16 protein-coding genes and 3 pseudogenes are annotated in these 21,730 nt (G+C 59.0%); 18 read left to right on the forward strand and 1 reads right to left on the reverse strand.

The window, feature by feature from the left end:
* The first annotated feature begins 785 nt into the window (after window positions 1-785).
* The 3 genes and pseudogenes from hisC (at window position 786) to FJV80_RS32200 (ending at window position 4,479) form a co-directional block, all read left to right on the forward strand.
* A complete protein-coding gene (gene hisC / locus FJV80_RS32190; RefSeq protein WP_063169376.1) occupies window positions 786-1,916 on the forward strand; it encodes a histidinol-phosphate transaminase in 1,131 nt (376 codons plus the stop codon).
* Window positions 1,917-1,987: 71 nt separating this feature from the next.
* The gene (locus FJV80_RS32195; protein ID WP_063169375.1) at window positions 1,988-3,022 is read left to right on the forward strand and encodes an LLM class flavin-dependent oxidoreductase; all 1,035 of its coding nucleotides are present in this window, start codon (window positions 1,988-1,990) and stop codon (window positions 3,020-3,022) included.
* 254 nt (window positions 3,023-3,276) lie between these two features.
* Window positions 3,277-4,479: pseudogene (locus FJV80_RS32200) on the forward strand (IS3 family transposase).
* Here FJV80_RS32200 and FJV80_RS32205 read toward each other — a convergent pair.
* Window positions 4,474-4,615 (reverse strand): annotated as a pseudogene (locus FJV80_RS32205) (transposase); the annotation flags it as partial. The pseudogenes FJV80_RS32200 and FJV80_RS32205 overlap by 6 nt on opposite strands.
* A gap of 369 nt (window positions 4,616-4,984) precedes the next feature.
* Between FJV80_RS32205 and queC the strand changes: the two are divergent.
* The 15 genes and pseudogenes from queC (at window position 4,985) to FJV80_RS32285 (ending at window position 21,720) form a co-directional block, all read left to right on the forward strand.
* Window positions 4,985-5,683 (forward strand): 7-cyano-7-deazaguanine synthase QueC, encoded by a 699-nt coding sequence (queC, locus tag FJV80_RS32210; RefSeq protein ID WP_063170389.1) that lies wholly within the window; start codon window positions 4,985-4,987, stop codon window positions 5,681-5,683.
* Entirely contained in the window at window positions 5,683-6,039 is a 357-nt protein-coding gene (queD, locus tag FJV80_RS32215) for a 6-carboxytetrahydropterin synthase QueD (RefSeq protein ID WP_063169374.1), read from the forward strand. Before queC ends, queD begins: the two co-directional genes overlap by 1 nt.
* Before the next feature lie 5 nt (window positions 6,040-6,044).
* Complete coding sequence (queE, locus tag FJV80_RS32220; RefSeq protein WP_164548811.1) at window positions 6,045-6,770, forward strand: 7-carboxy-7-deazaguanine synthase QueE; 726 nt, start codon at window positions 6,045-6,047, stop codon at window positions 6,768-6,770.
* A 770-nt stretch (window positions 6,771-7,540) separates the two neighbouring features.
* Complete coding sequence (locus FJV80_RS32225) at window positions 7,541-8,293, forward strand: carbonic anhydrase (RefSeq protein ID WP_063169372.1); 753 nt, start codon at window positions 7,541-7,543, stop codon at window positions 8,291-8,293.
* Between the two features lie 160 nt (window positions 8,294-8,453).
* Window positions 8,454-8,650, forward strand: a pseudogene (locus FJV80_RS35450) (7-carboxy-7-deazaguanine synthase QueE); the annotation flags it as partial.
* A gap of 1,097 nt (window positions 8,651-9,747) precedes the next feature.
* On the forward strand, window positions 9,748-10,641 hold the full coding sequence (nifH, locus tag FJV80_RS32240; RefSeq protein WP_024505261.1) for a nitrogenase iron protein: 894 nt from the start codon (window positions 9,748-9,750) through the stop codon (window positions 10,639-10,641).
* Window positions 10,642-10,728: 87 nt separating this feature from the next.
* Window positions 10,729-12,231 (forward strand): nitrogenase molybdenum-iron protein alpha chain, encoded by a 1,503-nt coding sequence (gene nifD / locus FJV80_RS32245; protein WP_024505262.1) that lies wholly within the window; start codon window positions 10,729-10,731, stop codon window positions 12,229-12,231.
* A 129-nt stretch (window positions 12,232-12,360) separates the two neighbouring features.
* The gene (gene nifK, locus FJV80_RS32250) at window positions 12,361-13,902 is read left to right on the forward strand and encodes a nitrogenase molybdenum-iron protein subunit beta (RefSeq protein WP_024505263.1); all 1,542 of its coding nucleotides are present in this window, start codon (window positions 12,361-12,363) and stop codon (window positions 13,900-13,902) included.
* Between the two features lie 61 nt (window positions 13,903-13,963).
* Window positions 13,964-15,448 (forward strand): nitrogenase iron-molybdenum cofactor biosynthesis protein NifE, encoded by a 1,485-nt coding sequence (gene nifE, locus FJV80_RS32255; protein ID WP_024505264.1) that lies wholly within the window; start codon window positions 13,964-13,966, stop codon window positions 15,446-15,448.
* Between the two features lie 8 nt (window positions 15,449-15,456).
* On the forward strand, window positions 15,457-16,809 hold the full coding sequence (gene nifN / locus FJV80_RS32260; RefSeq protein ID WP_024505265.1) for a nitrogenase iron-molybdenum cofactor biosynthesis protein NifN: 1,353 nt from the start codon (window positions 15,457-15,459) through the stop codon (window positions 16,807-16,809).
* Complete coding sequence (gene nifX, locus FJV80_RS32265) at window positions 16,806-17,303, forward strand: nitrogen fixation protein NifX (protein WP_063169371.1); 498 nt, start codon at window positions 16,806-16,808, stop codon at window positions 17,301-17,303. The genes nifN and nifX overlap by 4 nt, the downstream gene beginning before the upstream one ends.
* Before the next feature lie 16 nt (window positions 17,304-17,319).
* The gene (locus tag FJV80_RS32270) at window positions 17,320-17,799 is read left to right on the forward strand and encodes a NifX-associated nitrogen fixation protein (RefSeq protein ID WP_024505267.1); all 480 of its coding nucleotides are present in this window, start codon (window positions 17,320-17,322) and stop codon (window positions 17,797-17,799) included.
* Complete coding sequence (locus tag FJV80_RS32275; protein ID WP_063169370.1) at window positions 17,796-18,611, forward strand: response regulator transcription factor; 816 nt, start codon at window positions 17,796-17,798, stop codon at window positions 18,609-18,611. The genes FJV80_RS32270 and FJV80_RS32275 overlap by 4 nt, the downstream gene beginning before the upstream one ends.
* Window positions 18,612-18,706: 95 nt before the next feature.
* Window positions 18,707-19,579 carry a universal stress protein gene (locus FJV80_RS32280; protein ID WP_063169369.1) on the forward strand — a complete coding sequence of 291 codons (873 nt, stop codon included), beginning with the start codon at window positions 18,707-18,709 and terminating at the stop codon, window positions 19,577-19,579.
* A gap of 842 nt (window positions 19,580-20,421) precedes the next feature.
* Window positions 20,422-21,720: a SidA/IucD/PvdA family monooxygenase gene (locus FJV80_RS32285; RefSeq protein WP_063169368.1), complete on the forward strand. Its 1,299-nt coding sequence runs from the start codon at window positions 20,422-20,424 to the stop codon at window positions 21,718-21,720.
* Window positions 21,721-21,730 lie beyond the last annotated feature (10 nt).

Genomic DNA, 21,730 nt, shown 5'->3' on the forward strand with positions numbered 1-21,730 from the left:
GATGGATGCTGAAGCGTGGTAACTCCAGTCTCCTCGGTCCGGTCCGAATGGACAACCTCTCGAAAGCTCACACCTAGTGCCGGCAGTGGCACCGCTGTTGTCCGTCGACAGGTCCCGCGCTTGCTCGGTGCGACCAACAACCTTAAGCGCTAGGGCGTAACCTGACCCTGCAAGATCTCCTCACCGACTATAAGGTGCGCCTCACGATCTGAGACGATGGGACAGGATGGCTAAGGAGGTGCGCCGTCTTGCATGCCCCGCCAGCGAGGCGAACCCTCTCGGCTACGCGCGCCACCAGCGACGCTCCATATCGTCAGGCCTGCGTCTCATGCTCAGATGAGCCGGTATTTGGCTCTCTCATCAGCAAACCGAGAGAGCCCATGCCAAGACGGAAGCAAGCAAGACGAACGAGCGTCAGAGATATCCTGCGCCTGACCCATAAACAGGGCAGTCCGGTGGGCCAAGGTGGCAGAGCAACTGAGGTTCGGCAAGACTTCGGCTTCCACCTATCTGCGGGCGCTGGAGACGGGCTGTCGTGCAGGCCCTGCATGCGGCTTTGAGGACGATGCGATGTTGAAACACCGTCTGTTGCGCCGAATCGGCCGTCGGCCAAACGTTGGGTCGTCATCAGGTTCTCGACAGCTTCCCGGTGTCAAATCCAAACCGTGGTCGGCGATCCCCACCAGGGTGGGAAGGCAGCGCTGATATAGCCGAACGTCGATCAAGTCACGATCAACGATTGCCTCATGTCACATGCCCTGCGGGACTGAAAAACGGAGAAGAACATGTGCGATGCAAAACTGAAGACCGTGCTTTCGCTTTTTTCGCCGGTGGCCAGCAAATTAGATGCTCTCTCGTCCAACGGACCAGCGACGGATGCAAACTGCGTTAAGCTAAATACGAACGAGAACCCGTTTCCGTTGCCGAAGAGCGTAATGCAAAGTGCAATTGCTGCGATCGAACACCAGTATCTTTATCCGGAAGACGACAATCTCAGCTTAAGGGCAGCTGCCTCCGATGCTTACGGATTTTCCAAAGATCAGGTGATTGCCGGCAACGGTTCGTCGGAGCTGCTCGGACTCATCTACAGAGCTTTCCTCGCCCCAGGAGATAGAGTGGCAATGCTGTCGCCCGGATTTTCGTTCAACCGTAAACTTGCCATGTTGCAGGGTGCCGAGTTTCTCGAAATCGCATCGAGCGAAGCTCATCCCCTGCCGATAGAAAAACTGCTGTCCGGCCCCGCAAAAGACGCGAAGTTCATTCTGTTGGCTAATCCGAACAATCCGACCGGAACATTCGTGCCGGTGGCCGAAATCGAACGCCTTGTGGAGCAAGCAGATCGCTTGGTCGTCTTGGATGAGGCCTACGTTGACTTCGCACCCGACAATGCCCTGCGCCTCGTCAATAGACATCCGAATCTTTTGATCTTGAGGACTTTTTCAAAGAGCTATGCTGCCGCTGGCGTGCGAGTCGGCTTCGGTTTCGGTCACCCAGAAATCATTGGCAGGCTGCGCAACATCCAGAATGTCTTCAACATGAACGTGATCGGGCAGGCGGTCGGGAAAAGCATTCTTGCGCATCGCCACGCCTACGAAGAGAACCACAGGCACATCAAGCATGAACGACAGCGAGTGACCCTGGCGCTGTTGCAACTTGGCTTTTCCGTAACACCCTCCCACGCAAACTTTTTGCTGGCCCGTGTGCCGGCGGGACAGGAGGGCTCATGCTGGCAAGCCGCGTTGAAAGAGCAGGCGATCCTCATCGCCAGCTTTCCTGACGTAGATTTGAAGAACTGTATTCGCGTCAGCATTGGCACCACAGAGCAGATGGACAAATTCCTTGCTGCCGCCGAACGCGTCTGTATGAACTTTAAGAAGGATCGCGGTGCTCACAAGCATGAAGTCGATTCACATTAAGCATCAAGTAATGATATGTCGTGAGCTATGATGATTAGCGAATAAATATAGGTAATTTGGAGAACAATTAATTGAAGAAAATTTCCGCTTCGGGCCTGACCTTCGGCATCTTCGATCATCTGGACGAAAACGGCGATGACATCGCACAACAATATGCAGATCGGCTGAGCCTAGCAGAAGCGTGCGATGGCTATGGCTTTTATGCGTATCATCTCGCCGAGCACCACTGTACGCCGCATGGCAGAGGTCCATCACCGAATTTGTTCTTAGCGAGCGTCGCCCAGCGAACCCGCAGTCTTCGTGTTGGTCCCATGGTAATGCTACTTGCGCTCTATCATCCGCTGCGTGCCTTCGAGGAGATCTGCATGCTTGATCAGTTGAGCGGCGGCAGGCTTGAACTCGGCATAGGGCGCGGCTCTGCTCCCACTGAATTGGGATACTTCGGGGTTGCTGTAGAAGCAGCACCAGAACAGTATGCGGAGGCCAGTGAGATTCTCATCAATGCGATGAAAGGCGGGACGCTTTCTTATCAGGGCCGCCACTTTGAGTTGAAAGATGTTCCGCTGACGTTGAGACCTCACCAATATCCCCGTCCGCCGACATGGATCGCCACCAATCGACCCGAGCCGGCTAGCTGGGCCGCTGCGAATGGGGCAAACATCGCCTGCGTCGGACCTTCCACTTCTGTTCGCAGCGTTACCGACGCGTTCCGCGCCGCCCGAATTCACGATGCTGACATTGGCCAGCAAGCGCCATTTCTTGGATTGCTCCGAATGGTGGTGATAGGGCGTTCTGAAACAGATGCGTATTTGCTCGCAGCACCTGCCTATGAACGATGGCTCAATAGCTTCAAATTTCTATACGAACTAAATGCCATTTCCACTCCACCAAACTTGCCTTTGAACTTCGATGCAGCAATTGAAAGTGAATTGTGCGTCGTGGGAACGGCAGATTCTGTCCGAAAAGCTCTCCTTGATCAGCTGGAAGAGGCAGGTGCTAATTATCTTCTGTGTCAACTGGCATTTGGGGATTTGCCGCTGGATGCCTCACTATACACCGCATCGGCCATTGGATCCGAAATCATGGCTCGAGTTGCCGCATCGTGAATCCGTCGTGTGATTGGAGGAGCAGCGGCAGCGCTGCTCCTCATTGCGAAACGGTTGTGGGGGCCGGACTCCTGTGTCAGGTGTAAACCATTGGAGCACGTCCTATCTGATCCAGGTCATATCCTGCGGCTTTGAAGTAGTTGGCACATTCGGCTGGGGTGAAGAGGTCGACGACCGCGCCGAGGCGTCCTGACCTTGCCCCTCTGATCTAATCCGGTTTGAAGTTCGTTCTGGCCCATCCAGAGGACCAGGACATGAAACGCAGCCGCTTCTCTGAAGAGCAGATCATCGGAATTTTGAAGAAACACGAGGCCGGGGTATCGGTTGGCGATCTGTGCCGCAAGCACGGGGTCAGCGACGCCTCGATCTACAATTGGAAGGCCCGCTTCGGCGGGATGGATGTCACCGAGGCTCGGCGACCTGAAGGCGCTGGAGGACGAGAACACGCGCCTGAAGCGGCTTTTGGCCGACGCCATGCTCGACAATGCCGCGTTGAAGGACCTTGTGGGAAAGAAATGGTGACGCCCGCCGCCAAGCGGAAAGCTGTCGCTCGCCTGAAGGAAGGCTTCGGGATGAGCGAACGGCGGGCGTGTAAAGCCATCGGCTGTTGCCGCATGACGGTTCGCTACCAGACCAGCAGGCCGGACGACCGCGAGGTTCGCGAGCGGATGAAGGCCGATCGCGCAGGAGCGTCGCCGGTTCGGCTACCGGCGTCTTCTCGTGATGCTGAGGCGGGAGGGCCTGGTCGTGAACCACAAGAAGCTGTTCCGGCTCTATCGGGAGGAGAAGCTCGCCGTCGCCGCCGTGGCGGCCGCAAGCGGGCGATCGGGACCAGGGCGCCGATGCTGGTGCCGCTGAGGCCCGACGAGCGCTGGTCGCTCGACTTCGTATCGGACCAGCTCACCGACGGGCGCCGCTTCCGCATCCTGGCCGTCGTCGACGACTGCACGAGAGAGTGCCTCGCACTCATCGTTGATACGTCTCTCTCGGGCATGCGGGTTGCCCGCGAATTGGACGGCTCATCACCGAGCGGGGCCGGCCCAGGATGATCGTCAGCGACAATGGCAGCGAGTTCACCTCGAACGCCATCCTCTCCTGGGCGGATCAGAACCGCGTCGAATGGCATTACATTGCGCCCGGCAAGCCGATGCAGAATGGCTTCATCGAGAGCTTCAACGGCCGACTGCGCGATGAACTGCTCAACGAGACGCTGTTCACCTCGCTGGCTCAGGCGCGCGTAGCCATCGCCCTGTGGCACGCCGACTACAACACCGCGCGGCCGCACTCCCCCCTGGCAGACCCCGGCCAAGTTCGCCAGCACCTTCAATCCGCGACGGTCGCTCGCGCTGCGCTATGCCAAAGGCTCCGCGCCAGCGCCCGTCGCTTCACCCGCCCAGCAGGGCACAACCCACGCCGGAAACGAACTCAAAACTGCTGGGGCAACGTCAGTCCCATAGAGCCTTGATGGTTATCTCGGCCTTTGCTCGCAGCAGCGCCTTAGGTTGGGCGAAGGCGTTCTCAATCGGATTGAAGTCGGGACTGTAGGGCGGCAGTTAGAGCAGGCTCGCCTGCGGCCTCAATCGCGCCGCGCAGGGTTCTCCAGGCGGATGTCGCCAATGTCAAATTTGCTGGCATCCATGTCGCCCTCGCCAACCGCACAAGCGAAGGCCAGAAAGCCAACATGTGTTCTGCGGCTTAATTAAGAGTCAGCCGATGTCGGCCGAACATCACCTTGTCTCGAAGTCGACGATCGGACAGCAGGTTGCGAAAGTTGGCGCGATGCGAAACAAACTGCTGAAGCGCTCAACTTTTATTGATCACGCGTGTTGGACGCGACGCACTCCCGTTCCAATCGGGCTGAGCGCAAATTCTCCCGGTTCACAAAACTGAGTCGCTGGAGTAGTGGGGGCGCAGAGAAATCTCCGGTCGCAGCCTTACCCGGTCAAAACAAGGATACCAATGATGAAGACTCTCGCCGTCTGCTCTGGCGGATTGGACTCCGTTTCCCTTGCTCACATGGTGGCAGCGGAGCACGAACTCACCGGCCTTCTATCTTTCGACTATGGCCAACGGCACAGGAAGGAATTGGGCTTCGCCGCTCTTTGCGCGCAGCGACTGAAGGTCCCGCACCAGATCATCGACATCGGCGAAATTGGCCGTGGCCTTTCCGGCTCAGCGCTGACTAGCAGTATCGACGTGCCGGACGGCCACTACGCCGAAGACACGATGAAGATTACGGTGGTGCCGAACCGCAATGCCATCATGTTGGCAATCGCCTTCGGTCTCGCCGCCGCCCACAGCGCCGAAGCGGTGGCGGCGGCCGTGCATGGTGGGGACCATTTCATCTATCCCGATTGCCGTCCGGCCTTCATTGAAGCTTTCCAGACAATGCAAGACCGCGCGCTCGACGGCTATGCGCAGATACGCCTCTATGCACCGTATGTGAATCTCGGAAAAGCTGACATTGTTGCGGATGGCGCAAGATACGGCACCCCGTTTGCTGAGACCTGGTCCTGTTACAAGGGCGGCGTGCGTCACTGCGGACGATGCGGGACCTGCGTCGAGCGGCGCGAAGCGTTCCATCTCGCCGGGCACGCTGATCCCACCGACTACGAGGACGCCGATTTCTGGCTTGAGGCGCTGCGCAGGAGGCGCGCGTAATGTTCCACATCAGCAAGGAATTCCACTTCTCGGCCTCGCATCAGCTCACCTCCTTGCCTCCCAACCATCAATGCGCGCGCCTGCACGGGCATAACTATGTCGTCGTAGTGGAGCTGTCGGCCAAGGAACTGGACGCCCACGGCTTCGTGCGCGACTATCACGATCTGGCGCCGCTCAAACGCTACATTGACGAGAGCTTCGACCATCGGCACCTCAACGACGTGCTGGGACATGAGAAGGTCACGGCGGAATGCCTGGCCAGACATTTCTATGAATGGTGCAAGGCACGTCTGCCGCAGACCGCGGCCGTGCGCGTTAGCGAAACACCGAAAACTTGGGCGGAATACCGTCCGTGACCGACATGCATCCCGCAATCCGTGTGAGCGAGATATTCGGGCCGACTATCCAGGGCGAGGGCGTGCTCATCGGCTTGCCGACGGTGTTCATCAGAACCGGCGGATGTGATTATCGCTGTTCATGGTGCGACAGCCTTCACGCGGTGGACAATCAGTATCGCCATGAATGGCTACCGATGCCGATCGATGCCGTGTGGCAAACCGTCCATGCGCTTTCCGGCGGCAGGCCGGTTATGGTCTCCTTGTCAGGCGGCAACCCGGCCATTCAGCCGTTCGGTCCCCTCATAGAACGAGGCCATCGCGAGGGCTATCGTTTTGCACTGGAAACGCAGGGTTCCGTGGTGAGGGAGTGGTTTGCGGATCTTGACGTGCTGACCCTTAGCCCAAAGCCGCCGTCCAGCGAGATGACGACCCGTTGGGCTGCGTTTGATGCATGCCTCGAAGCGGCGCAAGAGAAGCCGCAAATCGTGCTCAAGCTCGTCGTTTTCGACGAGAGTGACTATGCCTACGCCAAAGAAGTCGCGGCGAGATATCCGCACCTTCCGATCTATCTGCAACCCGGCAATCACACGCCGCCGCTCCCTGGCAGTGAAGACGCCTCTGTCGACTTGGACGGAATAATGATGCGAATGGAATGGCTTGTCGAAAGGGTGACTAGCGACAGGTGGTTCGAAGCCCGCGTGTTGCCGCAGCTGCACGTTCTGCTTTGGGGTAACAAGAGGGCGGTCTAGTCTGTGGCTTGCGTCGCACCGGAAGGCCGGGCTCCAACGGCTTGGCAGGCTCTCTTCGCGTGCCGAGTACAGCCGAGCTTTGTTCGCGTCAGCGGTCTCGCGATTGTGCGGCTGGAAACCGCCCGGACACCCCGCTGCCGGCGTGTGTCACCTTGACTCCGATGAGCTGTCGTCACGCAAAGTTGAAATCCGCAAGAACTGGCCTTCTCGCCCCACCTGCTCCGTCGCAAGCACGTCATCCCCTCATCCTTGTCCAGCTCTTATCGATGTATCTCATTGTCCGGCCTGACGCACGACTGTCAGCATGGGAATGCATCCATTGCGCAAATGCCTTCCATAAAGAAGATCGATTTCCTCATTGGCCCAACGTGAAATATAGCAACGTTTTCGTGGCGTGGGTCGGCTGCGTCGGGAGTAGCGATGAAAACGTATTGGGGTCGCCTGCGTCTCCTTGGGCAGCGAGTGTAAAGTATAGCGATGCGGCCTCCGGCGCGAACGGCAGCCGCGCAGTGATCACCTTCGCCTGTGCCTTTGCGGCGGGGGTCAAGCGCTGGTCTGCTAAAATTTTTTATCGTTTAGCTGGTTGAAACTGCCCCCGTTGCGGGCTGCAGAAGCCGGCCAGCCGAGAAACGGCAGCCGCACTTATGAAAGCACGCCAAGGCGTGCGGGCATCTATCAGTTGCAAAGGACAATACTGGCCGCGCCGATTGGCCATCACGCGTCCATTAGGGCAGCCACCAACATCAGTTCGCAAGAGGAGCAAAAGTAATATGTATCGTCGTCACCTGATCAAAGGGTTGGTTGCGCTCGGCGCATGCCGGATTTGCGTTCAAGCCGCCCAAGCGACCAGTGCCCATTGGGGGTACACCGGTCCGGTCGGACCGGAGCACTGGGCTGATCTGGATAAGGAAAATTTCGTATGCTCTGCCGGCACGCAGCAATCGCCGATCAATATCAACAGCGCGGTCAAGGCGGATATCCCGCATATCGCCATCGGCTGGCACAAGGGCGGCGGCAATATGGTGAACAACGGCCACACCATTCAAATCAATATGCCACAAGGCAGCACGCTGACCCGCGGCGATCGTGTCTACGAACTGGTACAGTTCCATTTCCATGCGCCAAGCGAACATCACGTGGCGGGCAAGAGCTTCCCGATGGAGGTGCATTTCGTTCACAAGGACACGCAAAGTGGTACTCTGGGCGTGCTGGGCGTCTTTTTAACGCCCGGCGCGACAAATGCCAGCTTTGCTGCCCTTGCTGCGGCCTTTCCCGAACTGCCGAATGGGGAGGTGACGATCGACGAGGTGAATCCCAACTGGCTTCTGCCAGCCTCGCTTGGCTATTGGACTTATGAGGGCTCACTGACGACGCCGCCGTGCACCGAAAACGTCGAGTGGATGGTGGCGATGGAACCGGTTGACGTTGATCCGGCAGACATCCAGCGATTTGCCTCACTCTACCCGTCGAACGCGCGCCCTATTCATTCACCCAATCGACGCTTCATCCTGCGCCAGAGTTGAGCGCCGCCCCAGCGGTTCCGCACGGTCCAACATTCTTGGCACAAGTTGGCGCGAAGCCTCCTCTTCCGGTCTGGCGGTCTGACGGCGCTCCCCAAGCTGGCTAGTCTAAATGATAGGGATTCGGTGCCGACACCACTCGTCCCAAATACGTCGCGGCGAGGTTTGTCTGCAACCCGGCAATCACACGCCGCCCCGCCGTGGTAATGAAGACGTCTCTGTCGAGTCCGACGGAATATGATGCGCATGGAACCGCTGGTAGAAAAGGTGACCAGCGACAGGTGGTTCGAAGCCCGCGTCTTGCCGCAGCTGCACGTTCTACTCTGGGGTAACAAGAGGGTAGTGTATACCTTCTCCTAGCTTCGCCGCCAACTACTCGGTTTTCCGAATTGCTCTCTATATTCTTGAAGACGATGCGTTCGTTAAAGACATGTGCTGCGCACCTGGTGTAAAAGCTGCTCTCATCATGCAGAGGTCAAGCCAGTCGGGCTCATCCGAGGCTATGGCCGTGAGCACTGTTCAGTTCGGCAGAGAGGGCGCTTTTGTACACACTTTGCGATCGTGGCGGCCCCGTGGGCAGATCTGCAAGCTGCCGCGACACTAACCTCTCGAAGCCCGCCCGCCCGCCTTTCGTGCAGCTTCCTCTGAACAAAACCACCGCTCGCCCTTCAATAGGTTGATGCGTGTCTCCCAGTAAGATTCCTGTCCAAGAACGTGATAATCTTCTTGCCAGTGTTGTAGCTGATGTTGCCCTTGATGCCGCAGCCTACCGCGGCGGGACCAAACTCAATGGCAAGCAGGCCGGCTAGGATCGTGCAGCCAGTCGCGAGCCTCGCCCACAACGGGGTCTCACGCGCATGAGGGCGCCGACCATGGGTTCGGCGGTTCATACGCGTATAACACGTATCTTTCTGAAAAAATCAATGCTCTCGGCTAAGCTACTGAATTATTTGGCTTCCATATAGCGCGTCGGCGGAACCAACTTGTAGACGGGCTATGAAAGGTTAAGCGCGGATGTCTATCGGCCGCCGGCGTTCCCGCTCTGTAAGCCTGCCTGAACTACCCGCGCCGCGGTCAAGCCCCAGGCTCCTGCTCATCCAGCGACCGCCCGATCAATGGCAGGCTGGAAAGACAAGAGCCGATGTCTTCCGATGGTCTCGCCATCAGCTTTGGGCTAACTTCCCCATTCTCCCGCTTCGAGCTCGACACACGGCGGTTTGGATGGCGCACGACAATCTGTGTCGGCTTTGTCGTGTCCGTGACAGACGCCTGAAAGGCCCGTTCGCGCGTTTTGCCGCCGTCTAAGCGGCTGGAATTTAATGACAAAGTTTCTTCTGGGATCGGCCGATCACGCTGGTACGCTTTTTGCGATGCTTGGTGTGAGGCGGCACGAGCTGCCTATCGGCACTTGTGTCGCGGGCAGTCGCGATAATTAGAACGAAGGAAGGAAAGCTATTATGTCAGGTCTGCGTCAGATCGCCTTTTACGGAAAAGGCGGCATCGGCAAGTCCACCACGTCCCAAAATACGCTCGCTGCCCTTGTCGACCTCGGGCAGAGAATCCTCATCGTAGGATGCGACCCCAAAGCCGATTCCACACGCTTGATCCTGAATTCGAAAGCTCAGGATACCGTCCTGGATCTCGCCGCACAGGAAGGCTCGGTGGAAGACCTCGAACTCCAGGACGTGCTCAAGGTGGGCTACAGAGGCATCAAGTGCGTGGAGTCCGGCGGCCCCGAGCCGGGTGTCGGTTGCGCCGGCCGCGGCGTCATCACCTCGATCAATTTCCTCGAGGAGAATGGCGCTTATGACGATGTCGATTATGTCTCCTATGACGTCCTCGGCGACGTGGTATGCGGCGGCTTCGCCATGCCGATCCGCGAAGGCAAGGCCCAGGAGATCTATATCGTCATGTCCGGCGAGATGATGGCGCTCTATGCCGCCAACAACATCGCCAAGGGCATCCTCAAATATGCCCATTCGGGCGGTGTGCGGCTGGGCGGGCTGATCTGCAATGAACGTCAAACCGACCGCGAACTCGATCTGGCCGAAGCACTGGCTGGCCGATTGAATTCCAAGCTCATCCACTTCGTGCCCCGCGACAACATCGTCCAACATGCCGAACTCAGGAAGATGTCGGTGATCCAGTACGCGCCGGACTCAAAGCAGGCAGGGGAATACCGCGCTCTGGCCGAGAAGATCCACGCCAATTCGGGCCAGGGTACGATCCCGACGCCGATCACCATGGAGGAGCTGGAGGAGATGCTGCTCGACTTCGGCATCATGAAGACCGACGAGCAGATGCTTGCCGAGCTTCACTCCAAGGAAGCGGCGAAGGCGGCGGCCCAGTAGTGACATTAGCGCTGCCATGAATCGGCGCGCCTTGCAGAGAACGGCGCCTATTCTTTGAGGCGTCACCCAACCTTGAAAGGGGGACTCATGAGCCGGGAATACGAGAATGACGGTGCTCTTCATGCGAAGCTTATCGAAGAGGTGCTGTCGCATTATCCCGACAAGGCGGCGAAGCGCCGCAAGAAGCACCTCAACGTCGCAAAGAGCGGCAACGAGGCTGGCGGGGAAAGCGAGGTCCTTTCCGAATGCGACGTCAAATCGAACATCAAGTCCATTCCCGGGGTGATGACGATTCGCGGCTGTGCATATGCTGGTTCGAAAGGCGTGGTGTGGGGGCCAGTCAAGGATATGGTCCATATCTCGCACGGCCCGGTCGGCTGCGGCCAATATTCTTGGTCGCAGCGCCGCAACTACTACGTCGGTACAACGGGCGTCGACACGTTCGGGACAATGCAGTTCACCTCCGATTTCCAGGAGAAGGACATCGTCTTCGGCGGCGACAAGAAGCTGGAACAGATCATTGACGAGATTGAAGTCTTGTTTCCGCTCAACAACGGCATCACCGTGCAGTCCGAATGCCCTATCGGCCTGATTGGCGATGACACCGAGGCCGTTTCTCGCAAAAAGACCAAGGAGTATGACAAGACGATCGTGCCGGTACGCTGCGAGGGCTTCCGCGGCGTCTCGCAGTCGCTTGGCCACCACATCGCCAATGATGCAATCCGGGATTGGGTCTTCGACAAAAAGGATGTCAAGTTCGAGGCCGGCCCCTACGACGTCAACGTCATCGGCGACTACAATATCGGCGGCGATGCCTGGGCCTCGCGCATACTGCTTGAGGAGATAGGGCTGCGCGTGGTTGGCAACTGGTCGGGTGACGCCACACTCGCAGAGATCGAGCGCGCCCCGAAGGCTAAGCTCAATCTTATCCACTGCTACCGGTCGATGAATTACATCTGTCGGCATATGGAGGAAAAGTATGGCGTCGCCTGGATGGAGTACAATTTCTTCGGTCCCTCCCAGATCGAAGCCTCTCTGCGCAACATAGCCAAGCATTTTGGGCCGGAAATCGAGGAGAAGACCGAAAAGGTCATTGCCAAGTACAGGCCGCTTGTTGATGCGGTCATCGCCAAGTACCTGTCGCGCCTGGAAGGAAATACCGTGATGCTCTATGTCGGCGGCCTGCGCCCCCGCCACGTCGTCACGGCCTACGAGGACCTCGGCATGGTCATCGTGGGCACCGGCTATGAATTCGCCCACAGCGACGACTATCAGCGCACCGGCCACTACGTGAAGAACGGCACGCTGATCTACGATGACGTGACCGGCTATGAGTTGGAGAAATTCATCGAAGGGATTCGCCCAAATCTGGTCGGCTCGGGAATCAAAGAAAAATACCCGGTGCAGAAGATGGGCATACCGTTCCGCCAGATGCATTCCTGGGATTATTCAGGCCCGTATCACGGCTACGACGGCTTTGCCATTTTCGCACGTGATGTGGATCTCGCCATTAACAACCCGGTCTGGGACCTATTCCACGCGCCTTGGAAAAGAAGCCGGGGCGATGAGCGGGCGATGGCTGCCGAATAAACATTTGCTTCAGCCCCAGTCTCCCACTGAGACGGTGAACTCCCGCGGCCTCTGATCCGCCGGAGCCTGGAACGTCTTGACGTCCTGAGCTGCCGTCCCGCGCAGCCAGATGCAAAAGAGGTAATCATCATGCCGCAGTCGGCTGAAAAAATTCTCGATCACGCTCCCCTGTTCCGCGAGCCGGAATACAGAAAGATGCTCGCTGAGAAGAAGCTAAACTTCGAATGTCCGCACCCCGATGAAATCGTTTCCGATCAGCGCGATTTCACCCAGACGTGGGAATACCGCGAAAAGAACCTCGCCCGCAAAGCGCTTGTCGTGAACCCGGCCAAGGCCTGCCAGCCGCTGGGTGCGGTATTCGCTGCCGCCGGCTTCGAGCGAACCATGTCCTTCGTCCACGGCAGCCAAGGTTGCGTCGCCTATTACCGCTCGCACCTGTCGCGCCATTTCAAGGAGCCTGCCGCGGCGGTCTCCTCCTCAATGACCGAGGATGCGGCGGTGTTTGGCGGCCTGAAGAACATGGTCGACGGGCTCGCCAACACCTACCAGCTCTACGACCCCAAGATGATTGCCGTGTCGACGACCTGTATGGCAGAGGTCATTGGCGACGACCTGCACAGCTTCATCCAGAACGCCAAGGACGAAGATTCAGTCCCGCGCGACTTCGACGTGCCCTTTGCCCACACCCCGGCCTTCGTTGGCAGTCATGTCGACGGCTATGACAACATGGTCAAAGGCATTTTGGAGCACTTCTGGAAAGGTCAGGAGCGTACGCAAATCGAAGGAACCATCAACATCATTCCGGGCTTCGACGGCTTCTGCGTCGGCAACAACCGGGAGCTCAAGCGCCTGCTCGATGTAATGGGCGTGTCCTATACATTGATCCAGGATGCCTCTGACCAGTTCGATACGCCTTCGGACGGTGAATACCGCATGTATGACGGGGGCACGAAGATCAACGAGGTGAAGAAGGCCCTCAACGCCGAGGCAACGCTTTCGCTGCAGCATCACAACACCCGAAAGACACTGGGCTATTGCGAGGAGGTCGGGCAGGCGACGGCCTCGTTCCACTATCCGCTCGGCGTTCAGGCGACGGACGAATTCCTGATGGAGGTCGCGGCGATTTCCGGCAAGGAGATTCCCGAGGCAATTCGCCTCGAGCGCGGCCGACTGGTAGACGCCATGGCGGACAGCCAATCCTGGCTGCATGGTAAGAAATACGCCATCTACGGTGATCCCGACTTCGTTCACGCAATGGCCCGCTTTGTCATGGAGACCGGCGGCGAGCCAACCCATTGCCTCGCCACCAATGGCACCTCGGCATGGGAAGCCGATTTGAAGAAGCTGCTAGCATCCTCGCCTTTCGGCAAGGCTGCCCAGGTTTGGGCGGGCAAGGACCTGTGGGCGCTGCGCTCGCTGCTCTTTACCGAGCCGGTGGACCTTTTGATCGGCAATTCCTACGGCAAGTACCTGGAGCGCGACACCGGAACGCCGCTGATCCGGCTGATGTTTCCGATCTTCGATCGGCACCATCATCACCGCTTTGCGCTCTTTGGCTACCAGGGCGCGTTGCGCGTGCTGACGACGATCCTCGACAAGATCTTCGACAAACTCGATCGCGAGACGAGCGAGACGGGTGTGACGGATTATTCCTATGACCTCACGCGCTAAGAGCCGTGGCCGGCTTTTCGCCGAGGCCATTCCTTGCCCAATGGACTGGGGAGGCTGAGCGATGTCCTCCCTCAGCGCCAAAATCAAGGACGCCTTCGATGAGCCCGCCTGCGATAAGAACCGTGGCAAAGATGCCAAGGCGCGCAAGGAGGGCTGCTCGAAGTCGCTGACACCAGGGGCGGCAGCCGGCGGCTGCGCCTTTGACGGAGCCAAGATCGTCCTGCAGCCGATCACCGACGTTGCGCATCTGGTCCATGCGCCGCTCGCCTGCGAGGGCAATTCTTGGGACAACCGTGGTGCGGTTTCGTCAGGGCCGACCTTGTGGCGGACAAGCTTCACGACCGACCTCACCGAACTCGACCTGGTGATGGGGCAGGGCGAGCGGAAACTCTTCAAGGCGATCCGCGAGATCAAGCACACATACGCGCCGCCGGCGATCTTCGTCTACTCAACTTGCGTAACGGCGCTGATCGGTGACGACATCGAGGCCGTGTGCAAACGCGCCACGGAAAAGTTCGGTTTGGCCGTGGTGCCGATCAATGCGCCTGGCCTGGCAGGCTCCAAGAACCTCGGCAACAAGCTCGCCGCCGAGGCGTTGCTCGATCATGTCATCGGCACGGTCGAACCCGACGACCCCGGGCCCTACGACATCAACATCCTTGGCGAATTCAACCTCTCGGGCGAATTCTGGCTTGTAAAGCCGCTCCTCGATCGGCTCGGCATCCGGGTGCGCGCCTGCATTCCCGGCGATGCGCGTTACCGCGACATTGCTTCCGCGCACCGCGCCCGGGCGGCAATGATCGTGTGCTCGACCGCGCTGATCAGTCTTGCCCGCAAGATGGAGGAGCGCTGGGACATCCCGTTCTTCGAGGGCTCCTTCTATGGCATCTCCGACACATCGCAAGCTCTTCGCAACCTTGTCAGGCTGCTGGTGAGGAAGGGCGCCGATCCGGAGATCCTCGAGCGCACGGAGACGCTGATCGCGCAGCAGGAGGCGATCGCGTGGAAGAAACTCGAATCCTACCGGCAAAGGCTCCAAGGCAAGCGCGTGCTGCTCAACACAGGCGGTGTGAAGTCCTGGTCGGTTGTCCGTGCGCTGATGGAGATCGGAATCGAGATCGTCGGCACCTCGGTCAAGAAATCTACGGTGCAGGACAAGGAGCGCATCAAACAAGTTCTCAAGCACGACAAGCATATGTTCGAATACATGGCTGCGCGCGAGCTGTACGCCATGCTCTCTGAACACAGGGCCGATATCATGCTGTCGGGCGGTCGCACGCAATTCATTGCGCTCAAGGCCAAGACGCCCTGGCTCGATATCAACCAGGAGCGCCAGCACCCTTATGCCGGCTATGCCGGCATGGTGGAACTCGTACGCCAGATCGACCTCGCCATTCACAATCCGGTCTGGTCTCAGGTGCGCCAGCCGGCCCCGTGGGATTGCCAGCCTGATCTAAAAGACGAACTGCCATGCACGAAGAAGGAGTCCGGGCACCTGTTCGATGAATTCGCCGGCGCGACGGCACACGAGTTCAGCGAGTGTTGAGGCGACCGATGGCCCGCATCCTTCCCCAGACCAAATCCGCGGCGGTGAACCCGCTGAAGTCGTCGCAGCCGCTGGGTGCCGCCTTTGCCTTTCTTGGGGTCGACGGCGCGATGCCGCTGTTCCACGGCAGCCAGGGATGCACAAGCTTCGCGCTCGTGCTCTTCGTACGGCACTTCAAAGAAACGATTCCATTGCAGACAACAGCGATGGATGAGGTGGCGACCATCCTCGGCGCTGCCGACCATCTTGAAGAAGCCATCCTCAACCTCAAGAACCGCACGAAGCCAAAGCTGATCGGGGTGTGCACGACCGCGCTGGTGGAGACGCGTGGCGAAGATTGCGCGAGTGATATTGCGAACATCAAGCTGAAGCACACGCAAGAGCTTGCGGGTACGGAGGTCGTGCTGGCCAACACGCCGGATTTTGACGGCGCGATCGAAGAGGGCTGGGCCAAGGCAGTCACCGCAATGATCAAAGGGATTACAGGCTCGGGCGAACGTGCGCGGCAGCCGAAGAAGATCGCGATCCTGCCCGGATGCAACCTCACTGTCGCCGACATCGAGCATATGCGTGACATGGTTGAAAGCTTTGGGCTCAAGCCGGTTATTCTGCCCGACATTTCAGGCTCGCTCGACGGTACGGTTCCTGACCGCTGGGTAGCGACCACATACGGCGGCACCAGCGTCGAAGACATTCGCGAGTTGGGCACGGCCATGCAATGCATCGCCATCGGTGAGCACATGCGCCGCCCGGCGAAAGCGCTGCACGGGTTGACCGGCGTGCCTTACGTGTTGTTCCAGTCACTGACTGGGCTGCAGGACACGGACCGCTTCGTGTCGCTGCTGTCTGCGATTTCGGGCGCGGCGGTACCGGCCCGCGTGCGCCGGCGCCGGGCGCAATTGCAGGACGCGATGCTCGACGGACATTTCCATTTCGGCGGCAAGAAAATTGCCATCGCTGCCGAACCAGACCAGCTGTTCCAACTTGCGACCTTCTTTGCTGGCCTCGGCTCCGAGATAGCCGCGGCCGTCACAACGACCGACAGGTCTAAAATTCTCGAGAAAGTCCCGGCGGTTTCGGTTCAGATCGGCGATCTCGGCGATCTGGAAAGTCTTGCCGTCGGTGCTGACCTGCTTGTCACGCATTCGCACGGGCGCCAAGCATCGGAGCGGCTCCGAATTCCGCTCATGCGCATCGGGTTCCCGGTCTTCGATCGACTAGGCAGCCAGCACAAGCTCGCAATTCTCTATCAGGGCACCCGCGACATGATCTTCGAGGTCGCCAGCATCTTCCAGGCCAACCAACACGCGCCCACTCCTGAGGCGCTTGATCCACTCCGTAATCGAGAAATATCACGATGAACGCTGTTCGCCGCCTCTCGCTGGTCAGTAGTGAGGTTTTCGCCCCGATGCCTGAACGACGTAAGGGCGCATTGCGCGTTGCGATCGCCACTCAGGACATGCAGGACCTCAACGCCCATTTCGGGTCGGCCAGGCGCTTTGCTGTCTACGACGTGACGCGCGAGGAATGGAATCTCGTAGAAGCCGTGGCCTTCGATGACGTGTCCGATGAAAGCGGGGAGCATCGGGCCGAGCGCGATGATCGCATCACGCCAAAGGTGGATGCGCTCAAGGGCTGTCAGATCCTGTTTTGTCTGGCAATTGGCGGCCCTTCGGCAGCCAAGCTTGTCGCGGCAAAAATCCACCCGATCAAAGTGGCGGAGCCCCAATCGATCCCACAGGTGCTCTTGCGCACGCAGATGATGCTCAGGACGTGTCCTCCGCCTTGGCTGCGCAAGGTGCTGGCGCGAGCGGGCATTGCCGAAAAGAAACCGTCCTTCGAGGACGAGGACTGAAAAGAGGAGGACGCCAATGCCTGACCCCGCAATCCCCCCAGCTGTCGCCGAAGACGAGGCGGCTCTTTGCACCCCGTTCGTCAAATGCCTCGTGCGGCTGATCCGTTCTCAGGATTCCTATGGCTCGTGGGAACGCAAAGCGGACGCTGAGCTGCTGGGCGACTTCATCATTACCAAGGAACAGCGCCGAGGGATCCCAATCATCGGAGATCCCGATCCCGACGTGCTGTGGAGGCTCGACAAGTACTACGCCGCCATCGGGCTTGCGATCGAGGAGCGCTGCGGCCTTATGGCATCGCCGATGATCCAGGTGAGCCATGAGGGTTTTGGTCGGGTGCTTTTCACGACCGGACGGCTGGTCGTTTTGTCCAAAACGCTGCGCGATGTCCACCGGTTTGGCTTCGAGACGCTCCTGAAGCTCGCCACGGCCGGTACGAAGCTGGTCGACGATGCGATTTCAGTCATCGAAACCTTTCCCCACGTGGCGCTGGCATGATGGGCGCGATTTTCGAGAAAGGCCATCATGACGGACCCGAGAAACTATGTTGGCCAGTCCCCTCGATCCAGGGACTCGAGGCCGACCAGGTTGTTGGGGTATCGCCGATGAAGAAGCCGCTGGTCCTGATCTGCTCGCAAGATGCCGAGTTCTATCTGCTCTACAGCCACATACTGGAGGTTGACGGTTTCAGCAGTGAGACGGCAGACGGCGCGAAGGCTGCGCTGGCCTTGGCCGAACAACGGGAGCTTCAGGCCGTAGTGCTGGATTGCGACCCAGCCAGCATAAACGGGTCCGCAATTTGCGCCCACCTCAAGCGGGAACCGCGCACCACCGACCTGCCTATCATCGCCCTGATCGCGCCTGGCGCCGAGCACCAGCACCTCGATCTCTTGAAGGCAGGCGTTGAGAGCTTTGTGCGGCCGGTGGCTCCGGCCAAGCTGCTCGACTGCCTGCGGGCGAGGCTCGGGCTGACCAAGCGTGGTCCGAACGGGGTTGAAAACGACAGTTGGATTTGTTGTGGAGGCCTGGAGATGAAGCTCGATGCCCATCGGGTTCGCGGTAATGGCCACGACATCCATCTCGGACGGATCGATTTCAACGTGCTGCGGCTTATGATTGAGGCCCCCGGCAAGGTCTTCAGCCGGGACGAGCTTATCGGGGCGGCCTGGCTGCCCAACATTCATGTCGGTGCACGCACCGTCGATGTCCATATCAGCCGAATCAGGAGGGCGCTGAAAACGGCCTTGCCCGGCAGCGTCATTCGCACCGTCAGGTCGGCCGGCTACTCGCTCGAGAAGCCGGACGACTGAAATCGGTGATCGAACGTGGTGCCGCTCTCTCTTCCTCCTGAGAGCGGTGTTGCCGCTTTGAGGCGCTCCTAACGAAGACCAGGAGAAGCAGGCAAATGGAATTTAAAAGCATATTCAGTGTGACGGGTGCTGATCATTCTGATGAGGACCTCACAACAGCTGCCGGACTGTGTGCCGAGGTCGGCGCGCACCTATCGGTACTCATTATACCGCCTCCATTGCTCTTGATGTCGTCTCCGCCCCCCGAATGGAATACAGGACGTGCACAGGCAATTGCAGTACCGAACTATCGATTTCAGCAAATCGAGAAATTTTCACAGGACGTGACCAGAATGGAAAGACGGTCCGCGGATATCCTCAAAAGGCTGAAAGCTATGTCGCTTTCCTGTGACGTTGACACCGACTATTGCGATCCGGCTAGCCTCGGTGAAGTGGCACGACAGCGGGCGCTCTGCGCTGACCTGACGATCGTTGGAGGAGACCTCCTCAACGATGAGACTCTCGGACCTCCTGTTGTCAACGGCTGCTTGTTCGATAGCGGAAAGCCGGTGCTCATCGTGCCGAAGGGCGTTAAGGCGACGCTGTCGCCTCGACGCGTGCTGGTCGGCTGGGATTCGCGTGTAGAGGCCTCGCGTGCGGTTCGGGAAGCTCTTAGTATCCTATCCGCTGCCAAGGAAGTCTGTGTCGCTATGGTCGATCCAAAGGCGCAAAACAACGGGAAAGGCGCGCAGTCTGGAGCTGACATCGCTGCCTATCTTACTCGGCACGGTGCTCGGGTCTCCGTTGACCTGCTTAAGAGCGCCGGCAAATCGGCGGGCACAGTGCTGACCCAGCACGCGAACGACATCTGTGCTGACATGATGGTTATGGGTGCTTATGGCAGCCGTGGGCTGCGTGAGCGGATTTTCGGCGGTCCGCCGAGCTGGAGCTTTGGGAAGACCACATTGCCGCTGTTTTTGGCTCGCTGATCAGCTCCGTAGGAACACCGATCAGGTCGTAGGACCGCCAACCAGTCCGAAGTCGTCGTCGGTTACCGGTCGGATTGCGGAGACATGGCTGGATCCGCGAACATCTTGCGACGCTTGTCAGAGCCAAACCGGACGCCTCGACTGCTTCACGACGCTCTCGTGAACCAACTCGTGCGAGATCGTCCGCAACGGGCAGTAAAGACGAACGGCTGCAGCAGACCGCAGCCAAGCCACAGGGCGGGTGTACCAGGAGACCCCGCCTCGTGCGCGAACCCTGTTGGAAGGCCCCTTATCAGTACCCGGACGCGCGTCAAATCGGCGGCTGTCCCTGTCAGCCTGCGGTGTGCAAGGGCCGCTGCCGCGGAGCTTCCCCTGCCCGATCGTCGGGCGTGCGACAATGTCGGATTCCAGACGAGCTGGAACTGCGCGAACTCGTTGGTTTGACAGGTCTTTATCCGGCACGCCGCATGCATGGGAGTCTCCGAAAGCATTAAGAGCCGTTATCCATGGTTACGCCCCTCGAAAGAAAGAGCCGCTTCCGTCGTGGCAGGGAAACAGCCACTCCTGGGGTGGAGGCCGGCGCTAGAAGCCGCCGTAAGATCCGGAAGAGCCGCGCGACAGCATCACACACTTTCCTTCTGCTCTTGGGTTCGGATCACGCCGCGCCGCTGTCGATGCCGCCGACATTGAGCCCAAGACCTGGAAGGCGGCACACGCTTTTGCTGTCCTCTCAGTCGGGACCGCGGCTCAAGCATGCCTGTGAGGTTCGCATTGCTCAATGCCCGGCAATCGACGTCAACATGCCGCTGAGTTGGAAAACACTCCTAGAGGAGTAAGGATAAGTGGACCTCTTTTGTATTGGTGTGGGTGCTGGACCATCTAATTTGAGCCTTGCGTGTCAGATACAGGAAGAGATTGCGCAAGGGGCACTGTTCCTGGACCGGGAGGTCGATTTCCGAGGACATCCAGGCAGCGCTTTCGATTGCGCGGAGCTCCAGGTCGGCCACTTCCAGGATCTGGTTACTCTGGTCAATCCGCGATCAGCCTACACATTCGTAAACTACCTCCACGAGAACGGGCGTCTTTACAATTTCCTCAATGCGCAATTTCACGGGGTGCTTAGAGCCGAGTTCGCCCAATATCTCAACTGGGCGTTCCAGAAGAATCCGCTTGTCCGTGGCGGCGAGGCCGTTCGCGAAATCCGCTTTGACGGCGAGTTTCGCGTGCGGACGGACAACGCGGTCCTTGATGCAAGAAACCTCGTCATCGACATAGGCAAGCAGGCGCAAATTCCGCCTCAGTTTCATGGCTGGACTGGACCCAACCTGTTCCACTCATCTGAGTTGGCCCACATCAATCCTGAGGTGCAAAAAAAGCATGTCTGCGTTGTTGGCGGCGGACAGTCGGGAGCCGAGCTGCTACTGCACCTTGTCGGCCGGCCGAAAGAACGGCGGCCCGCGGCGATCACATGGGTCTTGACGCGCGAGATGCCTTTCGACGACCACGCGTTCACAAACGGGCTGTTCACGCCATGCTTCTCGGATCGTTTTGCTGCGATGAGCGAGGTGCATCGACAGCTGTTCCTGCGGCGTTTCGCGCTTGCCTCCGAGGGCATTTCAGAAAGCAAGTTGCGCGCGGTCTATCAGGCGCTCTACCACCACGCCTTTCTCGAGCCACACCAATGCGAGATCACATTGCGGCCAAGTTGCAACGTGTCGCGCTGCATCAATGCCGGAGCAGGGCACAGGCTCACGCTGCAACGCGGCTTGGACAACATCGGAGAAGTAACCGCCGATATCGTCATCCTGGCCACCGGGTACGAGAAACCGCTGCCGGGTTTCCTAGAACCGATCGCAGATCGCCTCGAACAGATCGGCAATGAGCTCGCCATCGGCGAGGATTTTTCGGTGTACTGGGACGGACCGCGAGACCGACGCCTTTTCGTTCAGAACGCCTGCCTTGGACAGCGCGGGCTGGCTGATCCGAACTTTGGGCTGCTGGCCTGGCGAGCGCGCCGCATCCTTGACAGCCTTCTGCGGCGCGCGCCATGCGCCAATCCCGAGCATCTAGGGTTCATCAACCGTCCCTTGACGGAGTGCTGGCCCGACCTCGGAGTCGAACAAATGGGCAGCGGGATATGATTCGTCGATA

The sequence above is a fragment of the Mesorhizobium sp. WSM4310 genome, assembly GCF_007003935.1.
Taxonomy (GTDB): Bacteria; Pseudomonadota; Alphaproteobacteria; order Rhizobiales; family Rhizobiaceae; genus Mesorhizobium.